At 50.4% G+C, this 26,957-nt stretch carries 26 protein-coding genes and 3 pseudogenes; 6 read left to right on the top strand and 23 right to left on the bottom strand.

Annotated elements, in window-relative coordinates; genetic code table 11:
* The first annotated feature begins 111 nt into the window (after positions 1 to 111).
* A complete protein-coding gene (tatE, locus tag C1192_RS09575; RefSeq protein ID WP_000503933.1) occupies positions 112 to 315 on the top strand; it encodes a twin-arginine translocase subunit TatE in 204 nt (67 codons plus the stop codon).
* A 99-nt stretch (positions 316 to 414) separates the two neighbouring features.
* Here the strand turns inward: tatE and lipA are convergent, their stop codons facing one another.
* From lipA to leuS, 15 genes and pseudogenes are all read right to left on the bottom strand, one after another.
* Complete coding sequence (gene lipA / locus C1192_RS09570) at positions 415 to 1,380, bottom strand: lipoyl synthase (RefSeq protein ID WP_038355248.1); 966 nt, start codon at positions 1,378 to 1,380, stop codon at positions 415 to 417.
* 209 nt (positions 1,381 to 1,589) lie between these two features.
* Positions 1,590 to 1,752: pseudogene (locus C1192_RS25675) on the bottom strand (YbeF family transcriptional regulator); the annotation flags it as partial.
* A gap of 42 nt (positions 1,753 to 1,794) precedes the next feature.
* Complete coding sequence (gene lipB / locus C1192_RS09560) at positions 1,795 to 2,436, bottom strand: lipoyl(octanoyl) transferase LipB (RefSeq protein ID WP_000284037.1); 642 nt, start codon at positions 2,434 to 2,436, stop codon at positions 1,795 to 1,797.
* 99 nt (positions 2,437 to 2,535) lie between these two features.
* Positions 2,536 to 2,799, bottom strand: coding sequence for a DUF493 family protein YbeD (ybeD, locus tag C1192_RS09555; RefSeq protein ID WP_000850550.1), 264 nt, complete (start codon positions 2,797 to 2,799; stop codon positions 2,536 to 2,538).
* 108 nt (positions 2,800 to 2,907) lie between these two features.
* The gene (dacA, locus tag C1192_RS09550) at positions 2,908 to 4,119 is read right to left on the bottom strand and encodes a D-alanyl-D-alanine carboxypeptidase DacA (protein ID WP_010380725.1); all 1,212 of its coding nucleotides are present in this window, start codon (positions 4,117 to 4,119) and stop codon (positions 2,908 to 2,910) included.
* Positions 4,120 to 4,257: 138 nt separating this feature from the next.
* Positions 4,258 to 5,334 carry an endolytic peptidoglycan transglycosylase RlpA gene (rlpA, locus tag C1192_RS09545; protein ID WP_038355249.1) on the bottom strand — a complete coding sequence of 359 codons (1,077 nt, stop codon included), beginning with the start codon at positions 5,332 to 5,334 and terminating at the stop codon, positions 4,258 to 4,260.
* Between the two features lie 10 nt (positions 5,335 to 5,344).
* Positions 5,345 to 6,457 carry a peptidoglycan glycosyltransferase MrdB gene (mrdB, locus tag C1192_RS09540; RefSeq protein WP_000131717.1) on the bottom strand — a complete coding sequence of 371 codons (1,113 nt, stop codon included), beginning with the start codon at positions 6,455 to 6,457 and terminating at the stop codon, positions 5,345 to 5,347.
* A gap of 2 nt (positions 6,458 to 6,459) precedes the next feature.
* Complete coding sequence (gene mrdA, locus C1192_RS09535) at positions 6,460 to 8,361, bottom strand: peptidoglycan DD-transpeptidase MrdA (RefSeq protein ID WP_038355250.1); 1,902 nt, start codon at positions 8,359 to 8,361, stop codon at positions 6,460 to 6,462.
* Positions 8,362 to 8,391: 30 nt separating this feature from the next.
* Positions 8,392 to 8,859 carry a 23S rRNA (pseudouridine(1915)-N(3))-methyltransferase RlmH gene (gene rlmH / locus C1192_RS09530; RefSeq protein WP_000776105.1) on the bottom strand — a complete coding sequence of 156 codons (468 nt, stop codon included), beginning with the start codon at positions 8,857 to 8,859 and terminating at the stop codon, positions 8,392 to 8,394.
* 3 nt (positions 8,860 to 8,862) lie between these two features.
* On the bottom strand, positions 8,863 to 9,180 hold the full coding sequence (gene rsfS / locus C1192_RS09525) for a ribosome silencing factor (RefSeq protein ID WP_001161664.1): 318 nt from the start codon (positions 9,178 to 9,180) through the stop codon (positions 8,863 to 8,865).
* Positions 9,181 to 9,439: 259 nt separating this feature from the next.
* A complete protein-coding gene (locus C1192_RS09520) occupies positions 9,440 to 10,051 on the bottom strand; it encodes an adenosylcobalamin/alpha-ribazole phosphatase (protein ID WP_016248457.1) in 612 nt (203 codons plus the stop codon).
* A 23-nt stretch (positions 10,052 to 10,074) separates the two neighbouring features.
* Positions 10,075 to 10,716, bottom strand: coding sequence for a nicotinate-nucleotide adenylyltransferase (nadD, locus tag C1192_RS09515; RefSeq protein WP_010380730.1), 642 nt, complete (start codon positions 10,714 to 10,716; stop codon positions 10,075 to 10,077).
* Between the two features lies 1 nt (position 10,717).
* Positions 10,718 to 11,749 carry a DNA polymerase III subunit delta gene (holA, locus tag C1192_RS09510; RefSeq protein ID WP_000620521.1) on the bottom strand — a complete coding sequence of 344 codons (1,032 nt, stop codon included), beginning with the start codon at positions 11,747 to 11,749 and terminating at the stop codon, positions 10,718 to 10,720.
* Complete coding sequence (gene lptE, locus C1192_RS09505; RefSeq protein ID WP_038355251.1) at positions 11,749 to 12,327, bottom strand: LPS assembly lipoprotein LptE; 579 nt, start codon at positions 12,325 to 12,327, stop codon at positions 11,749 to 11,751. Before lptE ends, holA begins: the two co-directional genes overlap by 1 nt.
* Positions 12,328 to 12,341: 14 nt before the next feature.
* Positions 12,342 to 14,924, bottom strand: coding sequence for a leucine--tRNA ligase (gene leuS, locus C1192_RS09500; RefSeq protein WP_001366479.1), 2,583 nt, complete (start codon positions 14,922 to 14,924; stop codon positions 12,342 to 12,344).
* 234 nt (positions 14,925 to 15,158) lie between these two features.
* Here leuS and C1192_RS09495 point away from each other — a divergent pair, with 234 nt between their 5' ends.
* Complete coding sequence (locus C1192_RS09495; RefSeq protein ID WP_001044880.1) at positions 15,159 to 15,641, top strand: zinc ribbon-containing protein; 483 nt, start codon at positions 15,159 to 15,161, stop codon at positions 15,639 to 15,641.
* A 74-nt stretch (positions 15,642 to 15,715) separates the two neighbouring features.
* Here the strand turns inward: C1192_RS09495 and C1192_RS25670 are convergent.
* Positions 15,716 to 15,820: pseudogene (locus tag C1192_RS25670) on the bottom strand (hypothetical protein); the annotation flags it as partial.
* 92 nt (positions 15,821 to 15,912) lie between these two features.
* Here C1192_RS25670 and C1192_RS09490 point away from each other — a divergent pair.
* Positions 15,913 to 16,245 (top strand): annotated as a pseudogene (locus C1192_RS09490) (J domain-containing protein); the annotation flags it as partial.
* A gap of 28 nt (positions 16,246 to 16,273) precedes the next feature.
* Here the strand turns inward: C1192_RS09490 and C1192_RS09485 are convergent.
* The gene (locus C1192_RS09485; RefSeq protein WP_038355252.1) at positions 16,274 to 16,828 is read right to left on the bottom strand and encodes a tetratricopeptide repeat protein; all 555 of its coding nucleotides are present in this window, start codon (positions 16,826 to 16,828) and stop codon (positions 16,274 to 16,276) included.
* Between the two features lie 101 nt (positions 16,829 to 16,929).
* Between C1192_RS09485 and C1192_RS09480 the strand changes: the two genes are divergently transcribed.
* Positions 16,930 to 17,637, top strand: a complete 708-nt coding sequence (locus C1192_RS09480) for a DUF1266 domain-containing protein (RefSeq protein ID WP_016263043.1) — start codon at positions 16,930 to 16,932, stop codon at positions 17,635 to 17,637.
* Positions 17,634 to 19,085 (top strand): molecular chaperone DnaJ, encoded by a 1,452-nt coding sequence (locus tag C1192_RS09475; protein WP_038355253.1) that lies wholly within the window; start codon positions 17,634 to 17,636, stop codon positions 19,083 to 19,085. Before C1192_RS09480 ends, C1192_RS09475 begins: the two co-directional genes overlap by 4 nt.
* Before the next feature lie 110 nt (positions 19,086 to 19,195).
* Here C1192_RS09475 and hscC read toward each other — a convergent pair whose 3' ends face one another.
* From hscC to C1192_RS09460, 3 genes are all read right to left on the bottom strand, one after another.
* A complete protein-coding gene (gene hscC, locus C1192_RS09470; RefSeq protein WP_038355254.1) occupies positions 19,196 to 20,866 on the bottom strand; it encodes a molecular chaperone HscC in 1,671 nt (556 codons plus the stop codon).
* An 83-nt stretch (positions 20,867 to 20,949) separates the two neighbouring features.
* Complete coding sequence (gene rihA / locus C1192_RS09465; protein WP_001515969.1) at positions 20,950 to 21,885, bottom strand: pyrimidine-specific ribonucleoside hydrolase RihA; 936 nt, start codon at positions 21,883 to 21,885, stop codon at positions 20,950 to 20,952.
* 18 nt (positions 21,886 to 21,903) lie between these two features.
* Complete coding sequence (locus C1192_RS09460) at positions 21,904 to 23,232, bottom strand: IS4-like element IS4 family transposase (protein ID WP_103194760.1); 1,329 nt, start codon at positions 23,230 to 23,232, stop codon at positions 21,904 to 21,906.
* A gap of 116 nt (positions 23,233 to 23,348) precedes the next feature.
* Here C1192_RS09460 and C1192_RS09455 point away from each other — a divergent pair, with 116 nt between their 5' ends.
* Entirely contained in the window at positions 23,349 to 24,557 is a 1,209-nt protein-coding gene (locus tag C1192_RS09455; RefSeq protein WP_103194764.1) for an IS256-like element IS1414 family transposase, read from the top strand.
* Positions 24,558 to 24,762: 205 nt separating this feature from the next.
* Here the strand turns inward: C1192_RS09455 and gltL are convergent, their stop codons facing one another.
* From gltL to gltJ, 3 genes are read right to left on the bottom strand one after another with little or no spacing between them, the layout of a single operon-like run.
* On the bottom strand, positions 24,763 to 25,488 hold the full coding sequence (gene gltL, locus C1192_RS09450; protein WP_038355673.1) for a glutamate/aspartate ABC transporter ATP-binding protein GltL: 726 nt from the start codon (positions 25,486 to 25,488) through the stop codon (positions 24,763 to 24,765).
* Positions 25,488 to 26,162: a glutamate/aspartate ABC transporter permease GltK gene (gltK, locus tag C1192_RS09445; protein WP_000272808.1), complete on the bottom strand. Its 675-nt coding sequence runs from the start codon at positions 26,160 to 26,162 to the stop codon at positions 25,488 to 25,490. The genes gltL and gltK overlap by 1 nt, the downstream gene beginning before the upstream one ends.
* Complete coding sequence (gene gltJ / locus C1192_RS09440) at positions 26,162 to 26,902, bottom strand: glutamate/aspartate ABC transporter permease GltJ (RefSeq protein WP_000020950.1); 741 nt, start codon at positions 26,900 to 26,902, stop codon at positions 26,162 to 26,164. The genes gltK and gltJ overlap by 1 nt, the downstream gene beginning before the upstream one ends.
* Between the last annotated feature and the right edge of the window lie 55 nt (positions 26,903 to 26,957).

Here is a 26,957-nt window from a genome sequence, read left to right as displayed (position 1 = left end):
CTTGATTCACCTTGTTACAGATTGCTATTGTGTGCGCGCGTCGAATGACCGTTAATATTCTCTGGTTTTTAAGGCGCGTTCTGCTGCCTGTTTTATGTCAAGAAGGTATCTATGGGTGAGATTAGTATTACCAAACTGCTGGTAGTTGCGGCACTGGTCGTTCTGCTGTTTGGGACTAAGAAGTTACGTACGCTGGGCGGAGACCTTGGAGCGGCCATTAAGGGATTCAAGAAAGCGATGAATGACGACGATGCTGCGGCGAAGAAAAGCGCAGATGTTGATCTTCAGGCTGAAAAGCTCTCTCATAAAGAGTGACGTGGCGAGCAGGACGCTCCCTCAATATCTTGTTCGATAAAAAAACCCGCTTCAGATAGCGGGTTTTTTATCAGACAGATGTAAGTAATTATTACAGGATTACTTAACTTCCATCCCTTTCGCCTGCAAGTCGGCGTGGTAAGAAGAGCGGACAAACGGACCGCATGCAGCATGGGTAAAGCCCATCGCCAGCGCTTCGGCTTTCATTTCGTCGAACTCATCCGGGCTAACGTAACGTTGAACCGGCAGGTGATGGCGGCTTGGCTGCAAATATTGCCCCAGCGTTAACATGGTCACGCCATGACGACGCAGATCACGCATTACTTCAATAATTTCTTCATTGGTTTCACCCAGACCTACCATCAGACCAGATTTGGTCGGGATTTCCGGATGCGCTTCTTTAAAGCGTTCCAGCAGTTTCAGCGACCAGTTGTAATCTGCACCCGGGCGTACCTGACGGTAAATACGTGGTACGTTTTCCAGGTTATGGTTGAACACGTCTGGCGGTGTGGTGGTCAGAATATCCAGCGCGCGATCCATACGACCACGGAAATCCGGCACCAGAGTTTCAATTTTGATTTCCGGGCTTTTTTCCCGGATGGCAGTAATGCAATCTGCAAAATGCTGAGCACCGCCATCGCGCAGGTCATCGCGGTCAACGGAAGTGATAACCACATAGCGCAGTGCCATATCGGCAATGGTCTGCGCCAGTTTCACCGGCTCATTGGCATCCGGAGCTACCGGGCGACCGTGGGCAACGTCACAGAAAGGGCAACGGCGGGTACAAATAGCGCCGAGGATCATAAACGTTGCTGTACCGTGGTTGAAGCATTCCGCCAGGTTAGGGCAGGAGGCTTCCTCGCAGACAGAATGCAGGCCATTTTTGCGCATTGCGGCTTTGATGCCCTGGATACGTGTAGAGTCCGCTGGAAGCTTGATTTTCATCCATTCCGGCTTGCGCAGCAGGGCTTCGCGCTCTGTTGCCACGTTTTTAACCGGGATAAGGGCCATCTTATCGGCATCGCGGTATTTAACACCGCGTTCCATCACAATGGGTTTACTCATAGCGTGCGTGTTCCAGTTGCGAATTACGAAGGAAAGCGTTTCAATTCAATAGATTGTTGCAATTATCAACTATTTTTGAATTAACGACTGGCAGTATATCATTGAAACGAACCTGAAAGCAGCCAAAGCGGTCGCGAAAATGTAAAATTGTTGTTGGATTGTGCCATTTTATCGTTCTACGCTGTGAACTGGCTGTAACAATACTTTTTTCAAAATGCGTTATCGGTAACATCAATCATTCACCGTGAAGTAGGGGGGGCGGATGAATCGTTTGTAATGAACAGCAAAATCAATTTGCTCTTCATTTAATGTTGGAAAGGGCTATCTCTCCAGAGGCCAGCAACGGCTAAAGAGGACATAAACGTGGGCGGGAAAGCAATGACCCAGTGTAAGTTGGGCCATTTATGAGAGCCATTAAACAGGGATGTATTCTACGACAGGGTTGTTTAGCAGCATTAAAATATTTGCCAGCAAACGCGGTGCTACATTATCGGTTGTCGCATCAGGTTTCCATTGCGATATTTTAGCCATTTCCATTCCCGCATAGCCACAAGGGTTAATGCGTAAAAATGGAGAAAGATCCATATTGACGTTTAATGCCAGACCGTGAAATGAACAACCGCGACGAATACGTAAGCCGAGTGAGCAAATTTTCTTTTCCCCGACATAGACCCCAGGGGCATCAGCACGAGGATGCGCTTCAATATCCAGTTCAGCCAGGGTATTAACGACCGTTTGTTCGAGTAAGGTCACCAGCTCACGCACGCCCAGTTTGCGGCGTTTAAGATTGAACAGAACGTACATCACCTGCTGACCTGGGCCGTGATAAGTCACCTGACCGCCACGGTCGCTTTGGATCACCGGAATATCGCCCGGCATTAAGATATGTTCTGCTTTCCCCGCCTGCCCCTGAGTAAATACAGGGGGATGTTCTACCAACCAGATCTCATCCAGGGTGTTTTCATCGCGGGTATCGGTGAATTCATGCATAGCCTGTGAAATAGGCTCATAGGGCTGAAGGCCGAGCTGGCGGACAAGAATTTTATCCTGATACAAAACGGCATCTCCGTGGAGAATGAGTAAAAGAGGAGAAAAAGTATATCACAGCGGGGGGAGGGGAGTTACCCGACCAGGGCCGGGTAACGGAGAAACGAATTACAGTACCATGCGGACAATATCGATTTTGCCCAGCTCTTCATACAGAGTTTCAACCTGCTCGATATGAGTGGCGTTGATAGTGATAGATACCGAGTGGTAGTTGCCTTTGCTGCTTGGTTTTACCGTTGGGGTGTAGTCACCTGGCGCATGGCGCTGTACCACTTCAACCACCTGATCAACCAGCTCAGGTAACGCCTGCCCCATTACTTTGTAGGTAAACGGAGTAGGGAATTCAAGCAGTTCGTTAAGTTTGGTTTTCATGTCAGCTCCGGCGTAACGTAATTAAATAGCAACTCCCGCCAGAAGGCGGGAGTTTTTACTGATGTTTAGTATATGGGGGCGGAAATTACACTTTCAAGTGTTCAATTTTTAGCCAAACCAGTGATGGAACATTAATTTAATGTAATCAATGATTTTACCGAAGAAGTTACCTTCCGGAATTTCCTGTAACACTACCAGCGGACGCTGTTCAATGGTTTTGCCGTCAAGCTGGAAGTTAATTGTGCCGACCACCTGATTCTTCTGCAGCGGCGCATGCAGTTCGCTGTTGTTCAGCACGTAACTGGCTTTCAGATCTTTCATGCGGCCACGCGGAATAGTCAGGTAAACATCTTTATCGACACCTAACGAAGCGCGGTCAGTATTACCAAACCATACCGGTTCAGAGGCAAATTCTTTGCCGACTTTCAGCGGGTTAACGGTTTCGAAGAAACGGAATCCCCAGGTCAGCAGTTTTTTACTTTCGGCTTCACGGCCTTTGAAAGTGCGCCCGCCCATGACTGCGGAGATCAGACGCATCTGACCTTCTGTCGCGGAAGCGACAAGATTGTAACCTGCTTTGTCAGTGTGACCGGTTTTGATACCGTCAACATTCAGGCTGTTATCCCACAGCAGGCCGTTACGGTTGAGCTGACGAATACCGTTAAAGGTGAACTCTTTCTCTTTATAGATAGAGTATTCATTTGGCACATCACGAATCAACGCCTGTCCGATCAGCGCCATATCACGTGCGGAGCTGTACTGACCGTCAGCGTCCAGACCATGTACAGTCTGGAAGTGGGTATTTTTCAGACCCAGCGCGTTAACGTAGCTGTTCATCAGGCCAACAAAAGCATCCTGACTACCGGCGGCAAAGTCTGCCATCGCCACACAAGCATCGTTACCGGATTGCAGGTTGATACCGCGGATCAGCTGTGAAACCGGTACCTGCATACCAGGTTTGAGGAACATCAGTGAAGAACCTTTGAACACCGGGTTACCGGTAGCCCAGGCGTCGTTACCGATGGTCACTAAATCCGTTTCTTTAAATTTACCTGCTTTCATCGCCTGACCGATAACGTAGCTGGTCATCATTTTTGTCAGGCTGGCAGGGTCGCGGCGGACATCTGCATTTTGCTCAGCGAGCACTTTGCCAGAGTTATAGTCGATCAGGATGTAGGACTCCGCGTCGATCTGCGGTACACCCGGGATCATAGTTTTGATATTCAGGTCATCGGCATGTGCAGCAGAGATAAAGGCTGTGCAAAGAGCCGTGGTGAGCGCCAGGCGCTGCATGAAACGAGCGGAAAAAATGGTATTCATGGTCTGAACTACGACATCCGTGATGGAATTAAAAAAGTGCCCTACTATAGCAAATGCACTACCGCCAGGCATCTGACTTTCCGCGTGACTTTGTTAATGTCATTTACAGAAATTGACATTTCAGATGCCTGCTTTACGCTACTGCGCGGTGGTAATAAATGACTGTAATTGGGCTTCGGTTTGTAAACGTTGCTGCAAAGCACTGGCTTCGGCTTTGCTGGCAAATGGGCCAAGTTGAATACGCCAGACTGCGCCGTTTTGCGTCACACGCCCGGGTACTCCGAACTTCTGTCCTAACTGCTGCTGATACTGTTGCGCGCGCGCCTGATCGCTAACGGCGCCAACTTGCACCATAAAGTTACCGCTGGAGGCTGGCGACGCGGCTTGTGGTGTCACCATTGCTGACGTTGTAGCCGGTGCTGTGACCACGGGCTGTGGTGCAGGCGTCGGTTCACTGCCTTCCAGCACGCCAGGTGCCAGGGGGGTTGGCGCGCCGAGGAAGCCGCTGCTGGTTACCGGGGCTCCGGTTGGATCTTCGCTTTTCAGCGTCGAATTGCTGACGGGAAGAATATCGCCCTGCGGGCCAGATACTGAACTTGTTCCCGCTCCGCCGATTAAATCAGGTGGTGCGGGCAGGGCGTAAGTTTGCTTGGCGACGGTGGTGCAGGCCATACCGGGACCAGACAGCGAACCATCTTGCGCCACAATAATGGGGTCGATGCGAACTTTGGTGTTGTTCGACGTGTTAAGACGGTCGGCTGCTGCGCGAGAAAGCGAAATTACGCGATCATTGCCATAAGGACCACGATCGTTAATGCGCACCACAATCATCCGACCGTTAGCCAGGTTAGTGATTCGCGCATAGCTGGGGATCGGCAACGTCGGGTGCGCCGCTGTTAGCTGCATCGGATCGAATGCTTCACCTGAGGCCGTCAGATTGCTGCCAGGTTCGGCATCATAAATAGCAGCCAGGCCCGCCTGACTAAAGCGAGAAGGATCCTGCACGATTTTGTAGCTTTTGCCATCGCGCTGGTAATCCTGATTCGCCGTCGCGTTCAGTGGTTCGAAACGCGGTTCTGCCCCGCCAATCTCAACTATTGGGCCGTTACATACCGCAGGCTGCGGCACACTTACCGTCTGTTGCTGACCATCATCGCTTGTACATGCCGCGAGCATTCCTGCCGCGATGCAGATCCCGAGCCACTGCTTACGCATTGCACACCTCTTACACGCTTTTCGACAACATTTTCCTGTGGGTGTGGATTGACATAACAATCCCAAACCCAGCCATCAGCACTATGAGCGCCGATCCTCCATAACTGACCAGTGGGAGCGGAACCCCTACAACCGGCAGAATACCGCTTACCATACCAATATTTACGAAGACATAAACGAATAATATCAGCATTAAACCGCCAGCCATGACGCGACCAAAGGTGGTTTGCGCTCTGGCGGCTATCCACAGTCCGCGCATGATCAACAGAATGTAGAGGGCGAGCAGAATCAAAATGCCTACTAACCCCAGTTCTTCCGCCAGTACCGCGAAGATAAAGTCGGTATGGCGTTCGGGCAGAAATTCAAGCTGTGACTGAGTGCCGTGCAGCCAGCCTTTGCCGCGTAATCCACCAGAGCCAATAGCAATTTTAGACTGAATAATGTGATAGCCCGCGCCGAGTGGGTCTGATTCCGGGTCAAGGAGCATCATTACGCGCTGGCGCTGGTAATCATGCATCAGGAAGAACCACAGAATTGGAATGAATGCTGCTACCAGCACCACCGCAACGCCAATCAAGCGCCAGCTAAGGCCAGAGAGGAAAAGCACAAACAACCCGGAAAGCGCAACGAGGATTGATGTCCCCAGGTCTGGCTGCGCTGCCACCAGCAGTGTTGGCATAAAAATCAGCACCAGCGCGATGGCGGTATTTTTTAACGATGGTGGACAAACGTCACGGTTGATAAAACGAGCTACCATCAACGGTACGGCTATTTTGGCGATTTCCGATGGCTGGAAACGGACGATACCGAGATCCAGCCAGCGTTGAGCGCCTTTGGATATGGCACCAAAGGCATCTACTGCCACCAGTAAAATAATACAGATGATATAGAGATAGGGTGCCCAGCCTTCATAGACGCGCGGAGGGATTTGCGCCATGACCACCATAATGACCAGACCCATTGCGATTTGGCCAATTTTACGCTCCATCATGCCGATATCCTGGCCGCTGGCGCTCCAGATTACCAGAGCACTGTAGACCAGCAATGCCAGTAAGATCAGCAGCATTGTGGGATCAAGATGGACTTTATCCCAGAATGTTTTTTTATTCGGATTATCCGTCATGATTAATGGTCCTCCGCTGCGGTAACCGCTGGATTTTCCGCAGGCAGATCGGTGTTGTTATCGCCAAGCATAATGTGGTCGAGGATCTGGCGCATTAGCGTACCGACCGCCGGGCCCGCGCCGCCGTTTTCCAGAATCATAGCGACAGCCACTTGCGGATTGTTATACGGTGCAAATGCGGTCATCAGTTTGTGGTCACGCAGACGTTCGGCAATTTTGTGCGCATTATAAGTTTCGTTCGCTTTCAGACCGAAGACCTGCGCCGTACCAGATTTCGCCGCAATTTTGTACGGTGCGCTGGCAAAGTATTTATGCGCCGTGCCATTAGGGCGGTTGGCAACCCCGAACATGCCATCTTTTGCCAGCTCCCAGTAACCTGAATGAATATCGCCAACTGGCGGTTCATTTGGCGGCACCCACGGCACCTGTTTGCCATCTTCGGCGGTGCTCATCAGCAAATGTGGAACCTTCACGATACCGTCGTTAATCAGGATCATCAGTGCTTTACTCATCTGGATAGGGGTTGCAGTCCAATAACCCTGACCGATACCGACCGGAATGGTGTCACCCTGATACCACGGTTTTTTAAAGCGTTTCTGTTTCCATTCGCGGGTAGGCATGTTACCGGAACGTTCTTCAGCAAGATCGATACCGGTGTAATGACCGTAACCGAATTTACCCATCCATTCGGAAAGGCGATCGATCCCCATATCGTAGGCAACCTGATAGAAGAAGGTATCCGCAGATTCTTCCAGCGATCTCGTGACATTCAGGCGGCCATGCCCCCATTTTTTCCAGTCACGGTAACGTTTTTCCGAACCCGGTAGTTGCCACCAGCCGGGGTCGAACAAGCTGGTATTGCGGGTAATGACGCCCGCGCTAAGCGCAGAAACAGCTACATACGGCTTAACAGTCGAGGCTGGCGGATAAACCCCCTGCGTGGCGCGGTTCACCAGCGGTGTGTTCGGGTCGTTCAGCAACGCGGAATAATCTTTGCTGGAGATGCCGTCAACAAACAGGTTCGGGTCATAGCTTGGCGTGGAAACCAGCGCCAGAACGCCACCTGTACGCGGATCGGTGACCACGACAGCCGCACGACTGCCTGCCAGCAGTGTCTCAATATACTGCTGGAGTTTGAGATCAATCGTCAGGTAAATATCGTGCCCGGCTTGCGGTGGGACTTCTTTTAACTGGCGGATAACGCGACCACGGTTGTTAACTTCAACTTCTTCATAACCCGTCTGACCGTGCAGCACGTCTTCGTAATAACGCTCAATTCCCAACTTACCAATGTCATGCGTCGCGGCATAGTTGGCCAGTTTGCCGTCATTATTCAGGCGTTCGACATCTTTATCATTGATTTTCGAGACGTAACCGATGATATGCGTCAGTGCTGAGTCGTAGGGATAGTAACGGCGTTTATAGCCTTTCACTTCCACCCCCGGAAAACGGTACTGATTGACGGCAAAGCGTGCAACTTGTACTTCGGTCAGATTAGTTTTCACCGGTATGGAGGTAAAACGGTGTGAACGTGCGCGCTCTTTTCTGAAGGCTGCAATATCGTCATCGGTCAGATCAACCACGTTGCGCAGGGCATCCAGCGTTTGCTGCACGTTATCGACTTTCTCTGGCATCATCTCTATCTGATAGATAGTGCGATTGAGTGCCAGAGGGATGCCGTTACGGTCGTATATAATGCCGCGGCTGGGGGCGATAGGCACCAGCTTGATGCGGTTTTCATTAGAACGGGTCTGATAATCGGTAAAACGAACAATTTGCAGATTATACAGGTTGGCGATAAGCACGCCGGTCAGCAGCAAAATCCCCAAAAAGGCGACCAGCGCCCGGCGCACAAACAGCGCGGACTCTGCCGTATAGTCGCGAAAAGAGTTCTGTAGTTTCATCCGCTGCGTTTTCTACTCAAAACTTTCTTATCACTCACGATGATAAGGATGGTTGGTGGTGATGCTCCACGCCCGGTACAGACTTTCTGCGACCAGTACGCGAACCAGCGGATGGGGGAGTGTCAGCGTGGAAAGCGACCAGCTTTGTTCTGCTGCTGCTTTACAGGCAGGCGATAACCCTTCCGGCCCGCCAATAAGCAGGCTGACGTCGCGGCCATCGAGTTTCCAGCGTTCCAGTTCAGCGGCTAACTGCGGCGTGTCCCAGGGCTTGCCTGGAATATCGAGGGTGACAATGCGGTTTTTACCTGCGGCTGCCAGCATTTGCTCACCCTCTTTGTCGAGTATGCGCTTGATGTCCGCGTTCTTGCCGCGTTTTCCGGCCGGTATTTCAATCAGCTCAAAAGGCATATCTTTTGGAAAACGACGCAGGTACTCGGTAAAACCGGTTTGTACCCAGTCCGGCATTTTCGTTCCTACGGCGACAAGTTGCAGCTTCACACATTAACTCCAGAGTTTTTCCAGCTCATACAGGCGACGGCTCTCTTCCTGCATAACATGGACAATCACATCGCCCAGATCGACGACGATCCAGTCAGCGCTGTTTTCACCTTCAACGCCGAGCGGCAACAGACCCGCTGCACGGGACTCCTGCACCACATGGTCGGCAATAGACATGACATGACGGCTGGATGTACCCGTACAGATGATCATGCAGTCGGTGATGCTGGATTTGCCCTGAACGTCTAAGGCGATGATGTCCTGACCTTTGAGGTCATCAATTTTGTCGATAACAAAATCCTGGAGTGCTTTACCCTGCAAGTTTTCCCCCTGGGTGAATCAAAAAAGATAAAAATGGTCTGTCAGTATACCTGAACCAGAGGCGATTTCGGGACAATTGTCTCCGAATCGGCTTCGAAAGTGGGCTATCATCCCACCCCGCGCCGCAGATTGCATCGCCATTTTTGTAAAACAATTTCTACAAAGTCGTGTTTAGCGGAAAAAGTCTGGCTGCGGAGAATATCAGCCTGCCCGGGGCTGTCAATGGTCGTTGCGGCTTACCCGTAAAAAAACAGAAAAGTCATGCGCTCTCGAACCCGATGGCACGGCTATTGAGGACACGCAAGGTTACAAATGTTTCGTTGATATCAATGGCGCTCCAGCATCCCTGGTCGATGCGAAAATGCCACATTGCCCCGGCGGGCATGCCAATTAAACGGGCAATTAACAGGCTCAACACGCCCTGATGGCTGACGACTAATATATTTTTATATTGCTGATATTCCTTAAGCCCGGCGATAAAGCGCTCTACGCGTTGCGAAAACGCCTGAAACCCTTCACCGTTAGTCGGGATGGTATGCTGCCAGTCATCGCACCACGCGCTGTAATTTTCAGCATCTTCTTGCATCAAATCGCGATGGTGCCGCATCTCCCAGTCACCAAAAAACATTTCGTTGAGTTCAGGGACGGTGTGTAGGGAGAGCTGACGATCGCTGAGAACCAGCCGCGCGGTATGCTGCGCACGTTCCAGTTCACTGCATAAAACTATATCGAAGGGAACATCACGCAGCAGGGTATGCAGGCTTTGCGCTTGCTCGACACCGCGCGCGGTCAGTGGCGTTGGCGCATGACCACTATATAAACCATCGACATTCGCTTGCGTTTCTCCATGACGAATTAACCATAGTCGCATCATTCCCTCCGTGATGACAGGTATCAGCGATACAAGCCTTGTTGGTTAATGTAGGTCAATACTGATTCCGGCAACAAATCCTCACACGATTCACCGTTTTGCAAACGTTCGCGGATAATGGTCGCAGAAATGTTAAACCACGGCGTTTCAGCAAGATAAATTTTACCGGCAGACTGAAGATGCAGATCTTCCGGGTTATGCGTCAAATGATCTTCCAACCACTGTTGATACTGTGGTTGCGCCATTTCAAGCGGATAACCGGGACGCCGACAGACAATCAAGTGTGCATTGTCGAGAATAGTTTCGTATTCGTACCAGGTCGGAAAGGTCAGCAATGAATCCTGACCGATAATAAACGCCAGCGGCACATCTGGTCCTTGCTCTTGCCGCCACTCTTTTAGTGTTTGTGCAGTGTAAGAGGGGGCATTGCGCTTTAACTCGCGTTCATCCAGGGTAAACAGAGGCTTGTCGGCAATCGCCAGTTCAAGCATGTGTTTTCGCTGTGCGCTGTTCGCTTCCGGCTGCGGACGATGCGGAGGAACATTGTTAGGGATGATAGTAACCCGCGTCAGACCAATCAAATTCGCCAGTGTTTCCACGGGTTTAAGATGACCATAGTGCACCGGATCAAAGGTGCCGCCAAACAGAGCCTGTAAAGATTTCATATCAACCATCGATAAATACGTCCGCCAGTGGTTTATGGCTTAACAGAAGAGATAACCCCTCCAGCTCTGCCCACACCGACTGACCGTAATCTTGTTTGAGGGTGAGTTCCGTTCGTGCCAGAAGTTGCACGGCCTGACGTAACTGCGGCTGGCTTAGGCGATTTAACGCCTCACCCATCATGCCCCGGCGGTTCTGCCAAACGCGATGCTTATCAAACAACACGCGTAATGGCGTATGGGCAGACTGGCGTTTCAGGTTAACCAGTAACAACAGTTCACGTTGTAACGTGCGCAACAAAATAACCGGCTCGCTGCCTTCCAGACGCAGTTGCTGAAGAATATGCAACGCGCGCTTGCTTTTGCCCATTAACAAAGCATCAACCCAATGAAAAGGGGTGAAATGCGCGGCATCATTCACCGCTTGCTCAACGCGTGGCAGCGTCAGTTTGCCGTCAGGCCAGAGTAACGACAATCGCTCCAGTGCCTGTGCCAGCGCCAACAGGTTACCTTCATAACAATAGCAGAGTACCTGATTTGCGGCGTCATCCAGTTCCAGGTTGAGCTGTTTGGCTCGCGTGGCAACCCAGCGAGGGAGCTGAGCCTGTTCCGGCGTCTGACAGGTTACCTGCACACTTCGATTGGCAAGTGCGGTAAACCAGGCGGCATTTTCCTGCGCTTTACTTAACTTATTGCCGCGTATGATCAACAGCAGATCGTCATGCAGAAGTCCGGTGAGCGTGAATAGTTGTTCATTGATCGCTGCATTTGGCCCATTTTCTGGTAATAACAGCAACAGCGTTTGTCGACTGGCGAACAGGCTCATGGCCTGGCATAACGAAAAAATCGCATTCCAGTCCGTGTTGGGATCAATGGAGAAAGTGTGGTGTTCTTCGAATCCTTGTGCTGCGGCCACCTGACGAACAGCGTCCTGGCTTTCCTGCAACAACAGGGGATCGTTACCAAGTAAAAGATACGCCGCGCGCAGCCCTTCATTGAGCTGCGCGCGGAGTTGTTCTGGGTACAACCGAATCATCAGTTACCCAGTGTGGTGGAGACGCGTGCAGGCGTTGCTGTAGTATCCGTTGTTGTCGACGTATCTTCGTCGGAACGGATATCCGCAGCGCGAATGCTTGGCAGCTTACGAATAAGCTGTTCGGCGGCACGGTCGTACATCTCTTGAATGATCATGCTCTGCTCATTATCTTTCGCTAACGCCATTTGCGGGTTATCGAAGAACGAACGGAAGACTTTGGCGCTAATCGGGTAGATGTCACGGCCAGGGATCAATACGGTCGCATTCACCGTCATGATCATCTGATACTCTGCTGTTTGACCGTTACGGAATACAGAGGCGGTATCTTTCGCGATGCTCACTTTGCCCAGACGCAGAGATGGGACATCCTTGCGTGTAGTTTCTTTATCAAGTAGCTCAACACCGTTCAGACGCAACTGATTACGCACCGCACGGCTTAACGGCCCGTTCGGGTCGCCAGAGTCCAGGATCATGACTTTCATTGTGGAAGGAATCTGCGTGGTGTTACGCAGATGCCAGCCACACCCGGTGGTGATTAACACCGCCAGAGATAACAACAATGTTGCCAGATATCGCACGCTTCCTCCCGCGCTTAGCCAACGACCAGATTGAGGAGTTTACCCGGTACGTAAATCACTTTACGTACGGTAACGCCATCAAGATATTTTGCCACCAGATGTTCCTGGCCAGCACGTTCGCGAACCTGCTCTTCCGTTGCATCCACCGGAACGGTGATTTTGGCACGGACTTTACCGTTAACCTGCACAACCACCAGCGTGGAATCTTCCACCATCGCTTTTTCGTCAGCAACCGGCCACGGCGCGTTGTCGATATCGCCTTCGCCTTTCAGCTCCTGCCACAAGGTGAAGCAGATGTGCGGCGTGAACGGGTTAAGCATACGCACAACGGCCAGCAGAGCTTCCTGCATCAGCGCGCGATCCTGCTCGCTATCGGTCGGCGCTTTCGCCAGCTTGTTCATCAGCTCCATAATCGCCGCAATTGCGGTGTTGAAGGTCTGACGACGGCCGATATCATCGGTTACTTTAGCGATAGTTTTATGAACATCGCGACGCAGAGCTTTCTGATCTTCAGTCAGTGCATCGACGTTCAGTGCCGCAACATCACCTTTTGCAGTGTGCTCGTAAACCAGTTTCCAGACACGTTTCAGGAAGCGGTTAGCCCCTTCAACGCCGGACTCCTGCCATTCGAGCGTCATATCTGCCGGAGATGCGAACATCATAAACAGACGAACGGTGTCCGCACCATAACGTTCAACCATTACCTGCGGGTCGATACCGTTATTCTTCGATTTGGACATTTTGCTCATGCCGGTATACACCAGCTCATGACCTGCCGCGTCTTTCGCTTTCACGATACGGCCTTTCTCGTCACGCTCAACGATGGCATCAACCGGAGAAACCCAGTTACGCTCGCCGTTTTCGCCAACGTAGTAGAAAGCATCTGCCAGCACCATGCCCTGACACAACAACTGTTTCGCTGGTTCGTCAGAGTTCACCATACCTGCATCACGCATTAGTTTATGGAAGAAGCGGAAGTAGAGCAGGTGCATGATGGCGTGTTCGATACCACCAATGTAGATATCTACCGGCAGCCAGTAGTTAGCTGCTTTGGAATCCAGCATACCTTCTTTGTACTCCGGGCAAGTGTAGCGCGCATAGTACCAGGAGGACTCCATAAAGGTGTCGAAGGTGTCGGTTTCACGCAGTGCTGGCATACCGTTAACAGTGGTTTTCGCCCACTCAGGATCTGCTTTGATTGGGCTGGTAATGCCGTCCATCACCACATCTTCCGGTAGGATCACCGGCAGTTGGTCATCCGGAGTTGGCATTACAGTACCGTCTTCCAGCGTAACCATTGGGATTGGCGCACCCCAGTAACGTTGACGGGAAACACCCCAGTCACGCAGGCGATAGTTAACTTTACGCTCGCCAACGCCCATTGCCGTCAGTTTGTCGGCAATGGCGTTAAAGGCCGCTTCATGGTCAAGACCGTTGAACTCGCCAGAGTTGAACAGCACGCCTTTTTCCGTCAGCGCCTGCTGGGAGAGATCCGGTTCAGAACCGTCAGCCGCCAGGATAACCGGCTTGATGTTCAGACCATATTTAGAGGCAAATTCGTAATCGCGCTGGTCGTGACCCGGAACGGCCATGACTGCGCCAGTGCCGTACTCCATCAATACGAAGTTTGCCGCCCAAACCGGAATTTCTTCGCCAGTTAATGGATGAACAGCTTTAAAGCCGGTATCGACGCCTTTTTTCTCCATTGTCGCCATTTCAGCTTCGGCAACTTTGGTGTTACGGCATTCATCAATAAAGGCCGCCAGTTCAGGATTATTTTCTGCTGCCTTCTGTGCCAGCGGGTGACCTGCCGCTACCGCCAGGTAGGTACAACCCATAAAGGTGTCAGGGCGGGTAGTGTAAACGGTCAGTGTGTTGTCATAGTCGTTAACGTTGAATGTGATTTCCACGCCTTCGGAACGACCGATCCAGTTACGCTGCATGGTTTTAACAGTGTCTGGCCAGTGATCCAGTTTATCCAGATCGTTAAGCAGCTCGTCAGCGTAAGCGGTGATTTTGATAAACCACTGCGGGATCTCTTTACGTTCAACTTTGGTATCACAACGCCAGCAGCAGCCGTCGATAACCTGCTCGTTCGCCAGTACGGTCTGGTCGTTCGGGCACCAGTTGACCGCAGAAGTCTTCTTATATACCAGGCCTTTTTTATACAGCTCGGTGAAGAATTTCTGTTCCCAACGGTAGTATTCTGGCGTACAGGTCGCCAGCTCGCGGCTCCAGTCATAACCAAAGCCCAGCATTTTGAGCTGGTTTTTCATGTACGCGATGTTGTCATACGTCCACGGTGCTGGCGCGGTGTTGTTTTTCACCGCTGCGCCTTCCGCAGGCAGACCAAACGCATCCCAGCCGATCGGCTGAAGAACGTTTTTGCCCAGCATACGCTGGTAGCGGGCGATCACGTCACCAATGGTGTAGTTACGAACGTGGCCCATGTGTAGTCGACCAGAAGGATAGGGAAGCATAGACAGGCAGTAATACTTCTCTTTGCTCTCGTCTTCGGTTACTTCAAATGTGCGCTTCTCATCCCAGTGAAGCTGTACTTTGGATTCTATCTCTTCCGGGCGGTATTGCTCTTGCATGGCAGCCAGTGGTCCTGTTTTCAATACGGCTACAAATGTAGCGTTGAGGTGGTTTTTCAGATCCGCATAGCATAGCCCAAACGTCCGCGTCAAAACAGCCTTTCGCGCACTCGACGTTGAAATGATGCCCGGATTATTCATACATTAATTTACAGAGTTTGTGGGCGTATTAGCAAAGTAAGGAACAAAGAACGTCTATTATTATAGTCAGTTAACGACCGGGGAGATGAAACGATGAACAAGGTTGCTCAATATTACCGTGAACTGGTCGCGTCACTGAGCGAACGCCTGCGCAATGGCGAGCGTGATATCGACGCGCTGGTAGAACAGGCGCGCGAGCGCGTAATAAAAACAGGGGAGTTAACGCGAACCGAGGTCGATGAACTGACACGCGCCGTCAGACGTGACCTGGAAGAGTTCGCTATGAGCTATGAAGAGAGTCTGAAAGAAGAATCTGACAGTGTTTTTATGCGGGTGATTAAAGAAAGCTTGTGGCAGGAGCTGGCGGATATCACCGATAAAACGCAGCTTGAGTGGCGCGAAGTTTTCCAGGATCTCAACCATCACGGGGTTTACCACAGCGGAGAAGTGGTAGGGCTGGGGAATCTGGTCTGCGAGAAATGTCATTTTCATCTCCCAATCTACACGCCGGAAGTGCTGACGCTATGCCCGAAATGCGGCCACGACCAGTTCCAGAGACGCCCGTTCGAGCCGTAATAGTCTGATTTCGCACAGTAATAAAGATAATTTGGGTCGAATGAAAATCGTCCGACCCTTATCTGTTTTTATCTCTACAGTAAATTTTCAATCTCACGGATTTCTTTACTGACATCTCTTGTAGCGGATGACTGAACTTTACGGTACAAGTTGAGAGCCTGTCGGAGATCGACAGCCTTTACCAGTCAACCGCTTCTTCATATTTAGGGGGGTTGTATCGTCGAGAATGCGCCCCGGCAAATTGGCTGCTAATGCATGTTCTTAATACACTGAAATTGCAGAACATGAAATTTTGCTGGCATTTCGCGCATTATTATCCTCGGATGAGGAACGATTTAAGCAGTCCACCTGGCAGCGATTCATTCATCAATTAAATTATTGCTCAATGGAAGAGATTGATAAGTTACGCTGGTTGCTGTGCAGGATAACCATGAATGCTGCCTATTTATCTTTCGAGTATGTCGTGTTATTAGCAGAAAGAGTGCGGTGGTTGCAGGAGGAAAATGCCGGGATAATAGACGAAAAAGAACTGGAATCCTTTTTATATGCCATTGCCAGGGGTAATGTTTTTAACTTCCAGACCATCCTGTATTTACCCGTTGCATTCTCCATTTAGTTGGCTGATAAAAATCTTAATGTGCGGGAAGCTCTGCAAGTAATTCTTCCGCATTTTTATAATGTTGTTCCGCTGCCAGTTTCAACCATTTGCGGGCTTCATAATTATTGACGTTTATGCCTGTGCCGTTTCTGTAGATCAAACCCAATGTGTATTGTGCATGAACATACCCTTGTTTAGCGGCTTCTTTATACCAGAGAATTGCTTTACGGGTATCGGGTTTGACTCCCAGCCCTTTCAGGTAGATCCACCCTAGTTTGCTCTGCGCGCGCGGATTTTCCTGTTCCGCCGATTGCTCATACCAGTACCTCGCCATTGCATAATCCAGCGGTTTACCATTACTACCATGAAGATAAAATTCGCCAAGGCGATATTGCGATGTTGAGTGACCATGAATGACGGAAAGTTCCGTTGCTGCCGTGGTAAACGGAAGGCTGCCCGGTGCGCTTAAATAATCAAAGACATAATTCGCCATAGCTTTATCGCGCAAGGTCGTTTTCTTAGGTTGGCTAATACAAGTGATTGCCGCAACTATAAATATTGCGAATATAAAATATATTTTTTTGTTCATTTATCAATGCTTCGATTTTCTTTTTTTTTTGAAAGCGTCAAGTTTATACTCATCATTAATAAAAAAGTAGTCAGTTAATGTACTTAAAGGATTGTTAATAAATGGATAAGGATGAACAACACCTTCTATTTGCGCTTTCTACGCCAATGGAAATTCTTAATCAGGGATGCAAGCCTGCACACGACTCGCCAAAAATGTATACCGGAATAAAAGAATTTGATCTCTCATCATCCTGGGGAATAAATAATCGTGATGATTTAATTCAGACTATTTACCAAATGACTGATGATGGACACGCGAATAATTTAGCTGGTTTATATCTGGCATGGCATCGCTCTTCCCCTGATGAGTGGAAAGCATTAATTGCTGGTGGCTCCGAACGCGGGTTGATTTATACCCAATTCGTTGCCCAAACCGCTATGTGCTGTGGGGAAGGGGGAATCAAAGCCTGGGATTATGTTCGGATGGGGTTTTTGTCGCGCGTCGGTGTACTCAATAATTGGCTGACAGAAGACGAAAGTTTATGGCTGCAATCGCGCGTTTATGTTCGGGCACACTATTACTATCACAGTTGGATGCACTATTTTTCCGCCTATTCGTTAGGGCGTCTCTACTGGCAATCCTCCCAGTGTGAAGACAACGCTTCGCTACACGAGGCGCTAACCCTGTACAAATACGATAGTGCCGGAAGCCGAATGTTTGAAGAACTGGTGGCAGGAAGCGATCGTTTCTATGCCACGCTTCCCTGGCGGCCATTAACTGTTCAGCCTGAATGCCCGGCAACGCTTAAGGATGTGAGCGACCTATGAAAACATGTTGGCAAATTCTCGAAATCGAAAGCACAACGCAAATTGATATTATCCGTCAGGCTTATCTTGCTCGCTTACCGTTGTGTCATCCCGAAACCGATCCGCAAGGGTTTAAAGCATTACGTCAGGCCTATGAAGAGGCGCTGCGACTGGCGGTAAATCCTGTAGAAGAATCAGTTGATGAAAAGAGCAACGCCGCAGTTGAACATGAAGCACTGAGCGCATTCAGAGCATTACTGAATTCAGAAAGTGAACGTTTTCAGCCCTCCGCCTGGCAGAAATTTATTCAGCAATTAAATAACTACAATATGGAAGAGGTGGATCAATTACGCTGGTCGCTGTGTGCAATCGCCATAGAAGCTCGATACCTTTCATTAAATTGCGCTTCTTTGCTGGCCGGGCGTTTGAACTGGCATTCATTTAGTGACAGCGAAGGAATGGATGAAGAAGAGCGGGAGGCTTTTCTTGAAGCTATTCAGGCTGGGGATTGTTTCGATTTTCTTAGCCTTCTGGAATACCCCGTCGCGTTACAAAACCAGACTATTGAGTATTACTTCGCGCTGGAACGCTGCTGTCGTTACCATCCTGACTATGTTACTGCGTTTTTAGCGATGGAAGGTCCGTGGTTCATTCCTGATGATGCGAAGTTACATCGCAAACTGTTGCGCTGGTACAGCTCGGTGCAAACAGGTATGGCGGAACTCATTCCTGTAGCCCAACAGTGGCAAGCGGAAGAACCAGAAAGCGAAGATGCCCGTTATTACCAGTGTGCACAACGGTTGTACTGCGGCGAGGGGGAAAGCCTGCTTGCCGATCTCTGTGCATACTGGGAGAGTCATTCATCGACGCAAGCGGATAATTTGTTGTTGCAGTGGAGTGCGCAACATTGCCCGGATTATTTCGCGCTGTTAGTGATGGTTATCGAAGCGCAGAGCATGGTTGATGCACAAGGTAAGCCGCTGAAATATGTTCCAGGCGAGAGCGCCCGGACGCGGCTGCTATGGGCGGAAATTTTACATAGCGGTAAATTATCGTCTTTAGGGCAATCATTTATTGAATCGTTGTTTTATAAGCGCAAAGCATGGGCGTGGTGGAAATCAAAAGTCGGTAGCGAGACAGAGCAAGATTCACCGTTACTGAATCTGTATCAGGTAGCGGAACAGGTTGTGCTGGAAGCGTTTCCGAAACAAGAGAAGCTGGCCCGCCTGAAGGCGCGGCTGGAATGCGGAGAAGCACATCCGTTAGAAGCGATTATCACTCGTATGCTGTTGACGAAAGTGAAGCTGGAGCCGGTGGATGAAGATGTCGATGAGCCAATACCTGAAAAACATGAAGAGAAGAATGATGAGATTGAAAAACCACAGAGCATTATCAGCATTATCAAAATCAGCTTAACGGTGCTGGTGATAGGTTATGCACTCGGCAAAATTGCGATGTTGTTCAGTTAGATGTGAGGCTAACGCATCCTATCCTTCAATGTCGGATGCGATGCTAACGCATCTTATTCGACCTACGGGTAGGCCGGATAAGGCGTTTACGCCGCATCCGGCAGCCGTGCTTAAGGGATCTCAATGGCCAGATAATCGCTCGCCCGCCGACGAACTTCATCGACGCGCGCTATGTCGTTTGACTGCAATGCCGCATCAAAATCGGCAATCACCCGGCCAATCTCTTCTCTTTCATCGCCCAGCGCTCGTGCCCATAACTCTTCCAGTTTGGCTTTAAAAGTTCGGTTAATAAGCATATCGCGCGGATAAATTTTTAATGCCGATAACCGCGCCCGACTCTCTTCTATTTGCTGCGCATTTAACGTCACCGGGCTGTGATTAATCACTCTGGACTTAACGTTACCATCTTCCAGAAGCACGTCAACTTCAAGCAATCCGTTGATATCATAGCTAAAACGAATATCGATAGACTGGTAAGCGCCGGTTTTTTTCAGCGGCACATCGAAGGACTCCACCAGAATATTGTTCTTAACTTTGTGGTTTTCCCCCTGGTAGACATTAACCGTAATTGAATCCTGCTCCGGGTGCATGGTCGAGTAAGTTTCTACACGCGATACAGGTACAGTCGTGTTTCGTTCAATAATCGGTGAGAAAATGCCGGAAACCCCCTGACGGTTTACTTCTACGCCCAAAGAGTAAGGGCAGATATCGGTGAGGATCACTTCTTCAATATCTTCACTGCGTAAGCGGCAGGCGGCCTGGATTGCTGCGCCTAATGCGACAATGGTGCTCGGATCGTAGCTTTGATACGGCAACTTGCCAAACAGACGTACCGCAATTCGCTGTACTAATGGCATTTGCGAAGCGCCACCAACCAGCACCAGACTGTCGATTTGACTCGGTTTCAAACGTGCATCGCGCAATGCCTGTTCGATAGGCACACGCAAGCGGTTGAGTAGCGGTAACCACAAATCTTCCAGTTCGTTCTCGTAAAATTCGCACTCCCGCGTTTCTTCCTGGTACTGCCAGTGAATGTGCAGCGGTAATTGATTGCCACATTTTGCCGCTTCTACACAGACATACAGCGCCGCCAGTTCACTTTCGTTGAGCGTGTTTTTAGCCACTGCGGCGCGTTTTAACACTTCATCCACCAGCATATGAGTAAAATCTTCGCCACCAAGGAAGTTGTCGCCAGCGGAGGCGTGAACTTCAATCACCGGCGTGGCGTATTCGAGCACCGTGACGTCAAACGTGCCGCCTCCGAGATCAAAAACCAGCGAGCGGGTGTTTTGTTGCGTATGCAGGCCATACGCCATCGCGGCTGCTGTGGGTTCATTAATTAAGCGTGCTGCATTTAACCCGGCTAACTCCGCTGCTAAACGGGTATGCTTGCGTTGTTCATCGCTGAAATAAGCCGGAACGGAGATCACCACATCTTTAATCGGACGTTGCAGAAATTCTTCGGCATCTTCTTTTAATGAGCGTAATACCAAAGAGGATAGTTCTGGAGCGTTAAATGTGTCGCTGCCTAACCGCCAGTTGGTATTACTGCCCATTGCGCGTTTAAATAACGCTGCGGTTTTATCCGGATGCGAAGTGCGCCGTGATACAGCCGGTTTTCCGACCAGAATATGATTATTTTCATCCATGCTAATTATGGATGGTGTTAAATATTCACCGAATTTATTTGGAATTAATTGTGCGGCACCGCCTTTCCAGACGGCAATTAAACTATTGGTAGTACCGAGATCGATACCAATGGCGAGTTCTGCATTATCCATTGCATTTATATCTTGAAGGAAAAAGAGAGAGTCAGAGTAAGATCACCCCATTTTCACGTGGTGATCTTAATCAATGACGTGTATTAAGCGTAAAATTTCAGACGATCGGCCAGTAAATCAACAAAGCCCTGACGATCCACATCGACCATTATGGTGGTATTTGGTTTATTACCAGTGAGATAGTAATAATCAACAACCGTCATACCCTGAGTATATTTCCCTTGTGTTTCGACACCAACCCAGCGTTCAACGGTGGTAAACAGTTCAGGTTTTAGCAGCCAGGCGATGGTGCATGGATCATGCAACGGTGCGCCGACAAAGCCCCATTTTTCGTCTTTGTGATATTCGAGGAAGAAATCCAGCAGTTCGGCAACGATGGTTGAAACAGGGTTACCAATAGCGCGGAAACGCTCGGTATCCTCAACGTGAATTTGCGCTTTGTGGGTGACATCCAGACCAGCCATCACCACCGGAATCCCTGACTGGAAGACAATTTCCGCCGCCTCCGGGTCAACGTAAATATTAAATTCTGCCGCTGGCGTCCAGTTACCGAGTCCCATCGCGCCGCCCATAATCACAATTTGAGCGATTTTGTTATGCAGCTCCGGGTGGCTGTTGAGCAACAACGCAACGTTAGTTTGTGGTCCGGTGGAAACTATCGTGACGGGTTCAGCACTTTCGCGCAGCGTTTTCGCCATCAGCTCCACCGCCGTGCAATTTTGCGGCGCAAACGCCGGTTCCGGCAATGCCGGGCCGTCCAGGCCGCTTTCGCCGTGCACATTGTCCGCGATAATCAAGTCACGCATTAACGGTTTTACTGCGCCACCAGCCACCGGAATATCGGTGCGATTAAGTAGGGTCAGCATACGCAGAACATTACGTAATGTTTTATCGGGCGTCTGGTTTCCGGCGGAGGATGTGATGGCTTTGACATCAAGCTCTGGTGAGGCGAGGGCGAGAACTATTGCGATAGCGTCATCATGACCTGGGTCGCAATCTAACAGAATTGGCAGTGCCATTGTTGTAATGCCAGTCAGTTAAGCAACTGACTGGCTCTTTTTCGGGGCTGTGGGGTATTTCCAGGGCCTCTCCTTTACCACTCTCGGGAAGGCTCTTTCCCTTCTTGTCGGTAATTTCACAAGTTGTCCCATACTTGCAAGATCGCGCATCAGCTCCGGTATACGTCCCGGTGAAGCGCCCTGCAATGTCATCAGCATTCTCATCACCATTCCGCATGATTCTGAGAAACTCAGTTGATTCGGCCAGTAACCTTTCAGATGTTCTGCCATTTTAATCATCTGATATCTCACCAGATTATAAGCCAGTAAGACACCCCACAGCTCTTGCTCCACAAGCTCCGGCTTTTTACTTCTCAGCGTCAGCCTGCTCAGTTGCATCGTCTGTTTTATCTCCCTGTATCCCAGTTCGATTTCCCAGCGATGACTGTACAGATCCGCCATTTCTCCTCCGGGGAAGCGCATGGCGTCCGTCATCGACGTCAGCAGATGGCAGACTTTTCCTTTGCGCGTCACGGTCAGCAGGCGGGCTGTCACCTCATTTCCCAGCCCCGGCCACTTTTTTCGTGCCTGCGGGCTGGTTTTCAGCTTCACCAGATGATCGCCTTTACCCAGTTTTCTGATCTCTTCATATTGCGCTCCCTTTCTGAGAGGGATCATCCAGTGGCGGTGTTCTCCCGCCTGGCTCCAGGCATTTAACAGTCCCAGTGAGTAATAACCTTTATCCATTAACGTCAGGGTGTTATCGCCGGTTTGTTCTATAAGTTGCTCAGCAAGCTCATTTTCGCTGTTCTTCATCGTGCCGAAGGCTGCAGCCGTCAGCAGATGGCTGGTCAGTTCCATCTGGCAGACCATTTTGACCTGCGGGTAGAGCGCCGGGTTCCCGGCATGTGTCTGGCGGGGGAAGGCTGCATCGTTCTCTGGTGTATCCGGTGTGCGCCAGAACACACCATCGATGGCCAGCAGGGTCAGGCCGCACCAGTGCGGATGCGGCGTGGTGTTATGCCAGAGCTGCGCTGTTTTCGTGAACACGCGGCGGACAGCCTCACTTCCCAGACGCTGGCGGGCCTGAATAACGGCACTGGGGGCAACGAAGGGGCGATTGCCCGGCAGCATGATGTCCAGGCGATTCACAATCTGGTGAAGAGGTTCTTTACGCTCAAGCGCCATGCCAACAATACACCAGACCATCATTTCGAGGGGAAGACGGCGCTTGCGTAGCGTTACAGTACCTGATTCGGCAAGGCAACGAGAGATGAGTTCGGGGTCGAGGTAATCCCCCAGAGAAGTCAGTGGGTTACGCAGAGAATCGTAACGGGATACCAAATCAAGGGCCTGTCCAATGAGCATAAAAAATCCGGAAACGAGTGAGCGTTTCCGGATTCTTACACAGCGAGCCTGTACATAGATTTGTGTAATTGCCTGATTTTGATATGTTCAATCCAGCATCAAATGAAGGTTAATTTATGGACGAAAAACAGTTACAGGCTCTGGCTAACGAACTGGCCAAAAACCTCAAAACCCCTGAAGACCTCAGTCAGTTTGATCGGCTGCTGAAAAAGCTCAGCGTTGAAGCCGCTCTCAATGCAGAGATGACACACCATCCTGGGTATGAGAAAAATCAGTCCAGACCAGGAGCTAACTCCCGCAACGGTTTTTCCACAAAGACCGTTATCACAGGCGACGGTCCACTGGAACTGCGTACTCCGCGCGATCGTGACGGTACCTTCGAACCACAACTGGTAAAGAAAAATCAGACCCGTATTACCGGGATGGATAACCAGATCCTCTCGTTGTATGCCAAAGGGATGACCACCCGTGAGATAGCTGCTGCGTTCAAAGAACTGTATGACGCAGATGTTTCACCGGCACTGATATCAAAGGTTACCGATGCCGTGATGGAGCAGGTTGTAGAATGGCAAAACCGACCACTGGATGCTGTTTACCCCATTGTTTATCTTGACTGTATCGTCCTGAAAGTTCGGCAGGACAGTCGCGTCATCAACAAATCGGTGTTCCTGGCACTGGGCATCAATATCGAAGGTCAGAAAGAACTGCTGGGTATGTGGCTGGCCGAAAATGAAGGGGCGAAGTTCTGGCTCAATGTGCTGACTGAACTGAAAAACCGCGGTCTGAACGATATCCTCATCGCCTGTGTGGATGGCCTGAAAGGCTTCCCGGATGCCATCAACACAGTATATCCGAAGGCCCGCATCCAGTTATGCATCGTGCATATGGTGCGCAACAGCCTGCGCTTCGTGTCATGGAAGGACTACAAAGCCGTCACTCGCGACCTGAAAGCGATTTATCAGGCTCCCACGGAAGAGGCAGGCCAGCAGGCACTGGAAGCGTTCGCTGCGGCCTGGGACTGTCGCTATCCTCAGATAAGCCGAAGCTGGCAGGCTAACTGGCCGAATCTTGCCACGTTCTTCGCTTATCCAACGGACATCCGCAAAGTGATCTATACGACGAATGCCATCGAGTCGCTAAACAGCGTGATCCGCCATGCGCTCAAAAAGCGTAAAGTGTTCCCGACAGACGACTCGGTGAAAAAAGTGGTGTGGCTGGCAATCCAGTCTGCGTCCCAGAAATGGACGATGCCGTTGAAGGACTGGCGAATGGCAATGAGCCGCTTTATTATCGAGTTCGGTGACCGCCTGGACGGTCACTTCTGAGAAAAGGCATTTACACAGAATCTTAAACAGGCTCTACACAGCCACTGGATCGGTCAACTGATCCTTAACTGATCGGCATTAGTGCCATTGTTGCTCCTTGTTGTGTGCTTCTTTGCGACAAGGGTAACGCCGGGATGTAACAGATACGAGAGGCGAAACGATAAAGCGTGAGATGGCGCGCACTTGAGTATGCGCGCCTGACTTATTAGTGCAGTATTTTCGCGAGGAAGTCTTTTGCGCGGTCTGATTTCGGATCATCAAAGAACGCGTCTTTTGGCGAGTCTTCGACAATTTTACCTTCATCCATAAAGATCACCCGATTTGCTACTTTACGGGCAAAGCCCATTTCGTGGGTGACCACCATCATAGTCATTCCTTCATTCGCCAGCTCCACCATCACATCCAGCACTTCGTTGATCATCTCCGGATCCAGTGCCGATGTCGGTTCGTCGAACAGCATCGCAATAGGATCCATACATAATGCGCGGGCAATCGCTACACGCTGCTGCTGACCACCGGAAAGCTGCGCCGGAAACTTATTGGCATGCGCAGAAAGTCCCACGCGTTCCAGCAGTTTCAGGGCCTTTTCGCGGGCGGGCACTTTATCGCGTTTAAGCACTTTTACCTGCGCCAGGGTCAGGTTTTCGATAATCGACAGATGGGGAAACAACTCAAAATGCTGGAACACCATTCCGACGCGGGAACGCAGCTTTGCCAGATCGGTTTTCTTATCGTTAACCACGATGCCATCAACGGTGATTTCACCTTGCTGCACCGGTTCGAGGCCGTTGACGGTTTTAATCAGTGTCGATTTACCGGAGCCGGACGGGCCGCAAACCACCACCACTTCGCCTTTTTTTACTTCGGTTGAGCAGTCGGTCAGCACCTGAAAGTGACCATACCATTTTGAAACATTTTTCAGGGTAATCATTATGCTGTCCTTCTTTTCAAGTAGCTGACCAACAACGATGCGCTAAGGCTAATGATGAAATAAACAAATCCGGCAAACAGGATCATCTCCACCTGCGTACCATCACGTTCACCAATGGTTGAGGCGGTACGGAAGAAATCGGCCAGAGATAACACATACACCAGCGAGGTATCCTGAAACAGGACGATGCCCTGAGTGAGCAGCAGCGGCACCATCGCACGGAACGCCTGCGGCAGAATAATCAGTTTCATCGACTGCCAGTGGGTCATTCCTAACGCCAGCGCAGCGCTCGACTGACCACGAGAAATACTTTGAATACCGGCGCGGATAATCTCGGAATAGTAGGCCGCTTCAAACATCGAAAATGCCACCATTGCAGAAATTAAGCGGATATCGGTTTTGGGTGATAATCCCAGCACGTTTTGCAGAAAACCCGGCACGATCAGGTAAAACCACAACAGAACCATCACTAACGGTATTGAACGGAACACGTTGACGTAGGCTTTGGCAAACCACGCCACGGGTGCAAAGCTGGACAGGCGCATTACCGCCAGCATCGTGCCCCACAAAATACCAATCACGACTGCCGTGATGGTGATTTTCAGGGTGATCACCAGCCCATCCAGCAGATACGGCAGGGAAGGAACGATTGAACTCCAGTCAAACTCGTACATTATTTGCCTCCCATGTTGCCGGGCAGGCGAACTTTACGTTCGACCAGCGTCATCACCAGCATAATAACGGCGTTAATCAGCACATACGCCAGCGTTATGGCGGTAAACGATTCCCAGGCGTGAGCGGAGTAATCGAGCAATTTTCCGGCCTGTGCTGCCATATCTACCAGACCAATGGTTGAGGCGATGGCGGAGTTTTTCACCAGGTTCATCATCTCAGAGGTCATCGGTGGGACGATAACACGATAGGCGTTAGGTAACAGAACATAGCGGTAGGCTTGCGGCAGCGTCAGCCCCATCGCCAGTGCGGCATTCTTCTGCCCTCGTGGCAGCGACTGGATCGCGGCGCGTACCTGTTCGCAAACACGAGCGGCAGTAAACAGCCCCAGGCAGAGCATGGAAGAAAGGAAAAACTGAATATTGGGATCCAGCTCCGCCTTAAACCACATGCCGATTTTTTCCGGCAGTAGTTCTGGGATCACCAGATACCAGGTAAAGAATTGCACAATCAGTGGCACGTTGCGGAACAGTTCGACATACAACGTGCCCAGACCGGAGAGAAAACGGTTTGGAACGGTACGTAAAATGCCGAATAACGAGCCGACGAGGAAAGCGATAATCCAGGCGCAGATCGACAGAGCGATAGTGACCTGAAAGCCGCTCCAGATCCAGCCGAGATAGGTGGTGTTGCCGAACGGGGCTTGTTGTAAAAAAATACCCCAGTTCCAGTCTATAGACATAAATCTACTCCAGAAAAAAAAGGGTAGCAGCGTTAACTGCTACCCTCGAAGATTG

The organism is Escherichia marmotae, from assembly GCF_002900365.1.
Lineage (GTDB): Bacteria > Pseudomonadota > Gammaproteobacteria > Enterobacterales > Enterobacteriaceae > Escherichia > Escherichia marmotae.
This window is presented reverse-complemented; position numbering and strand designations above follow the sequence as displayed.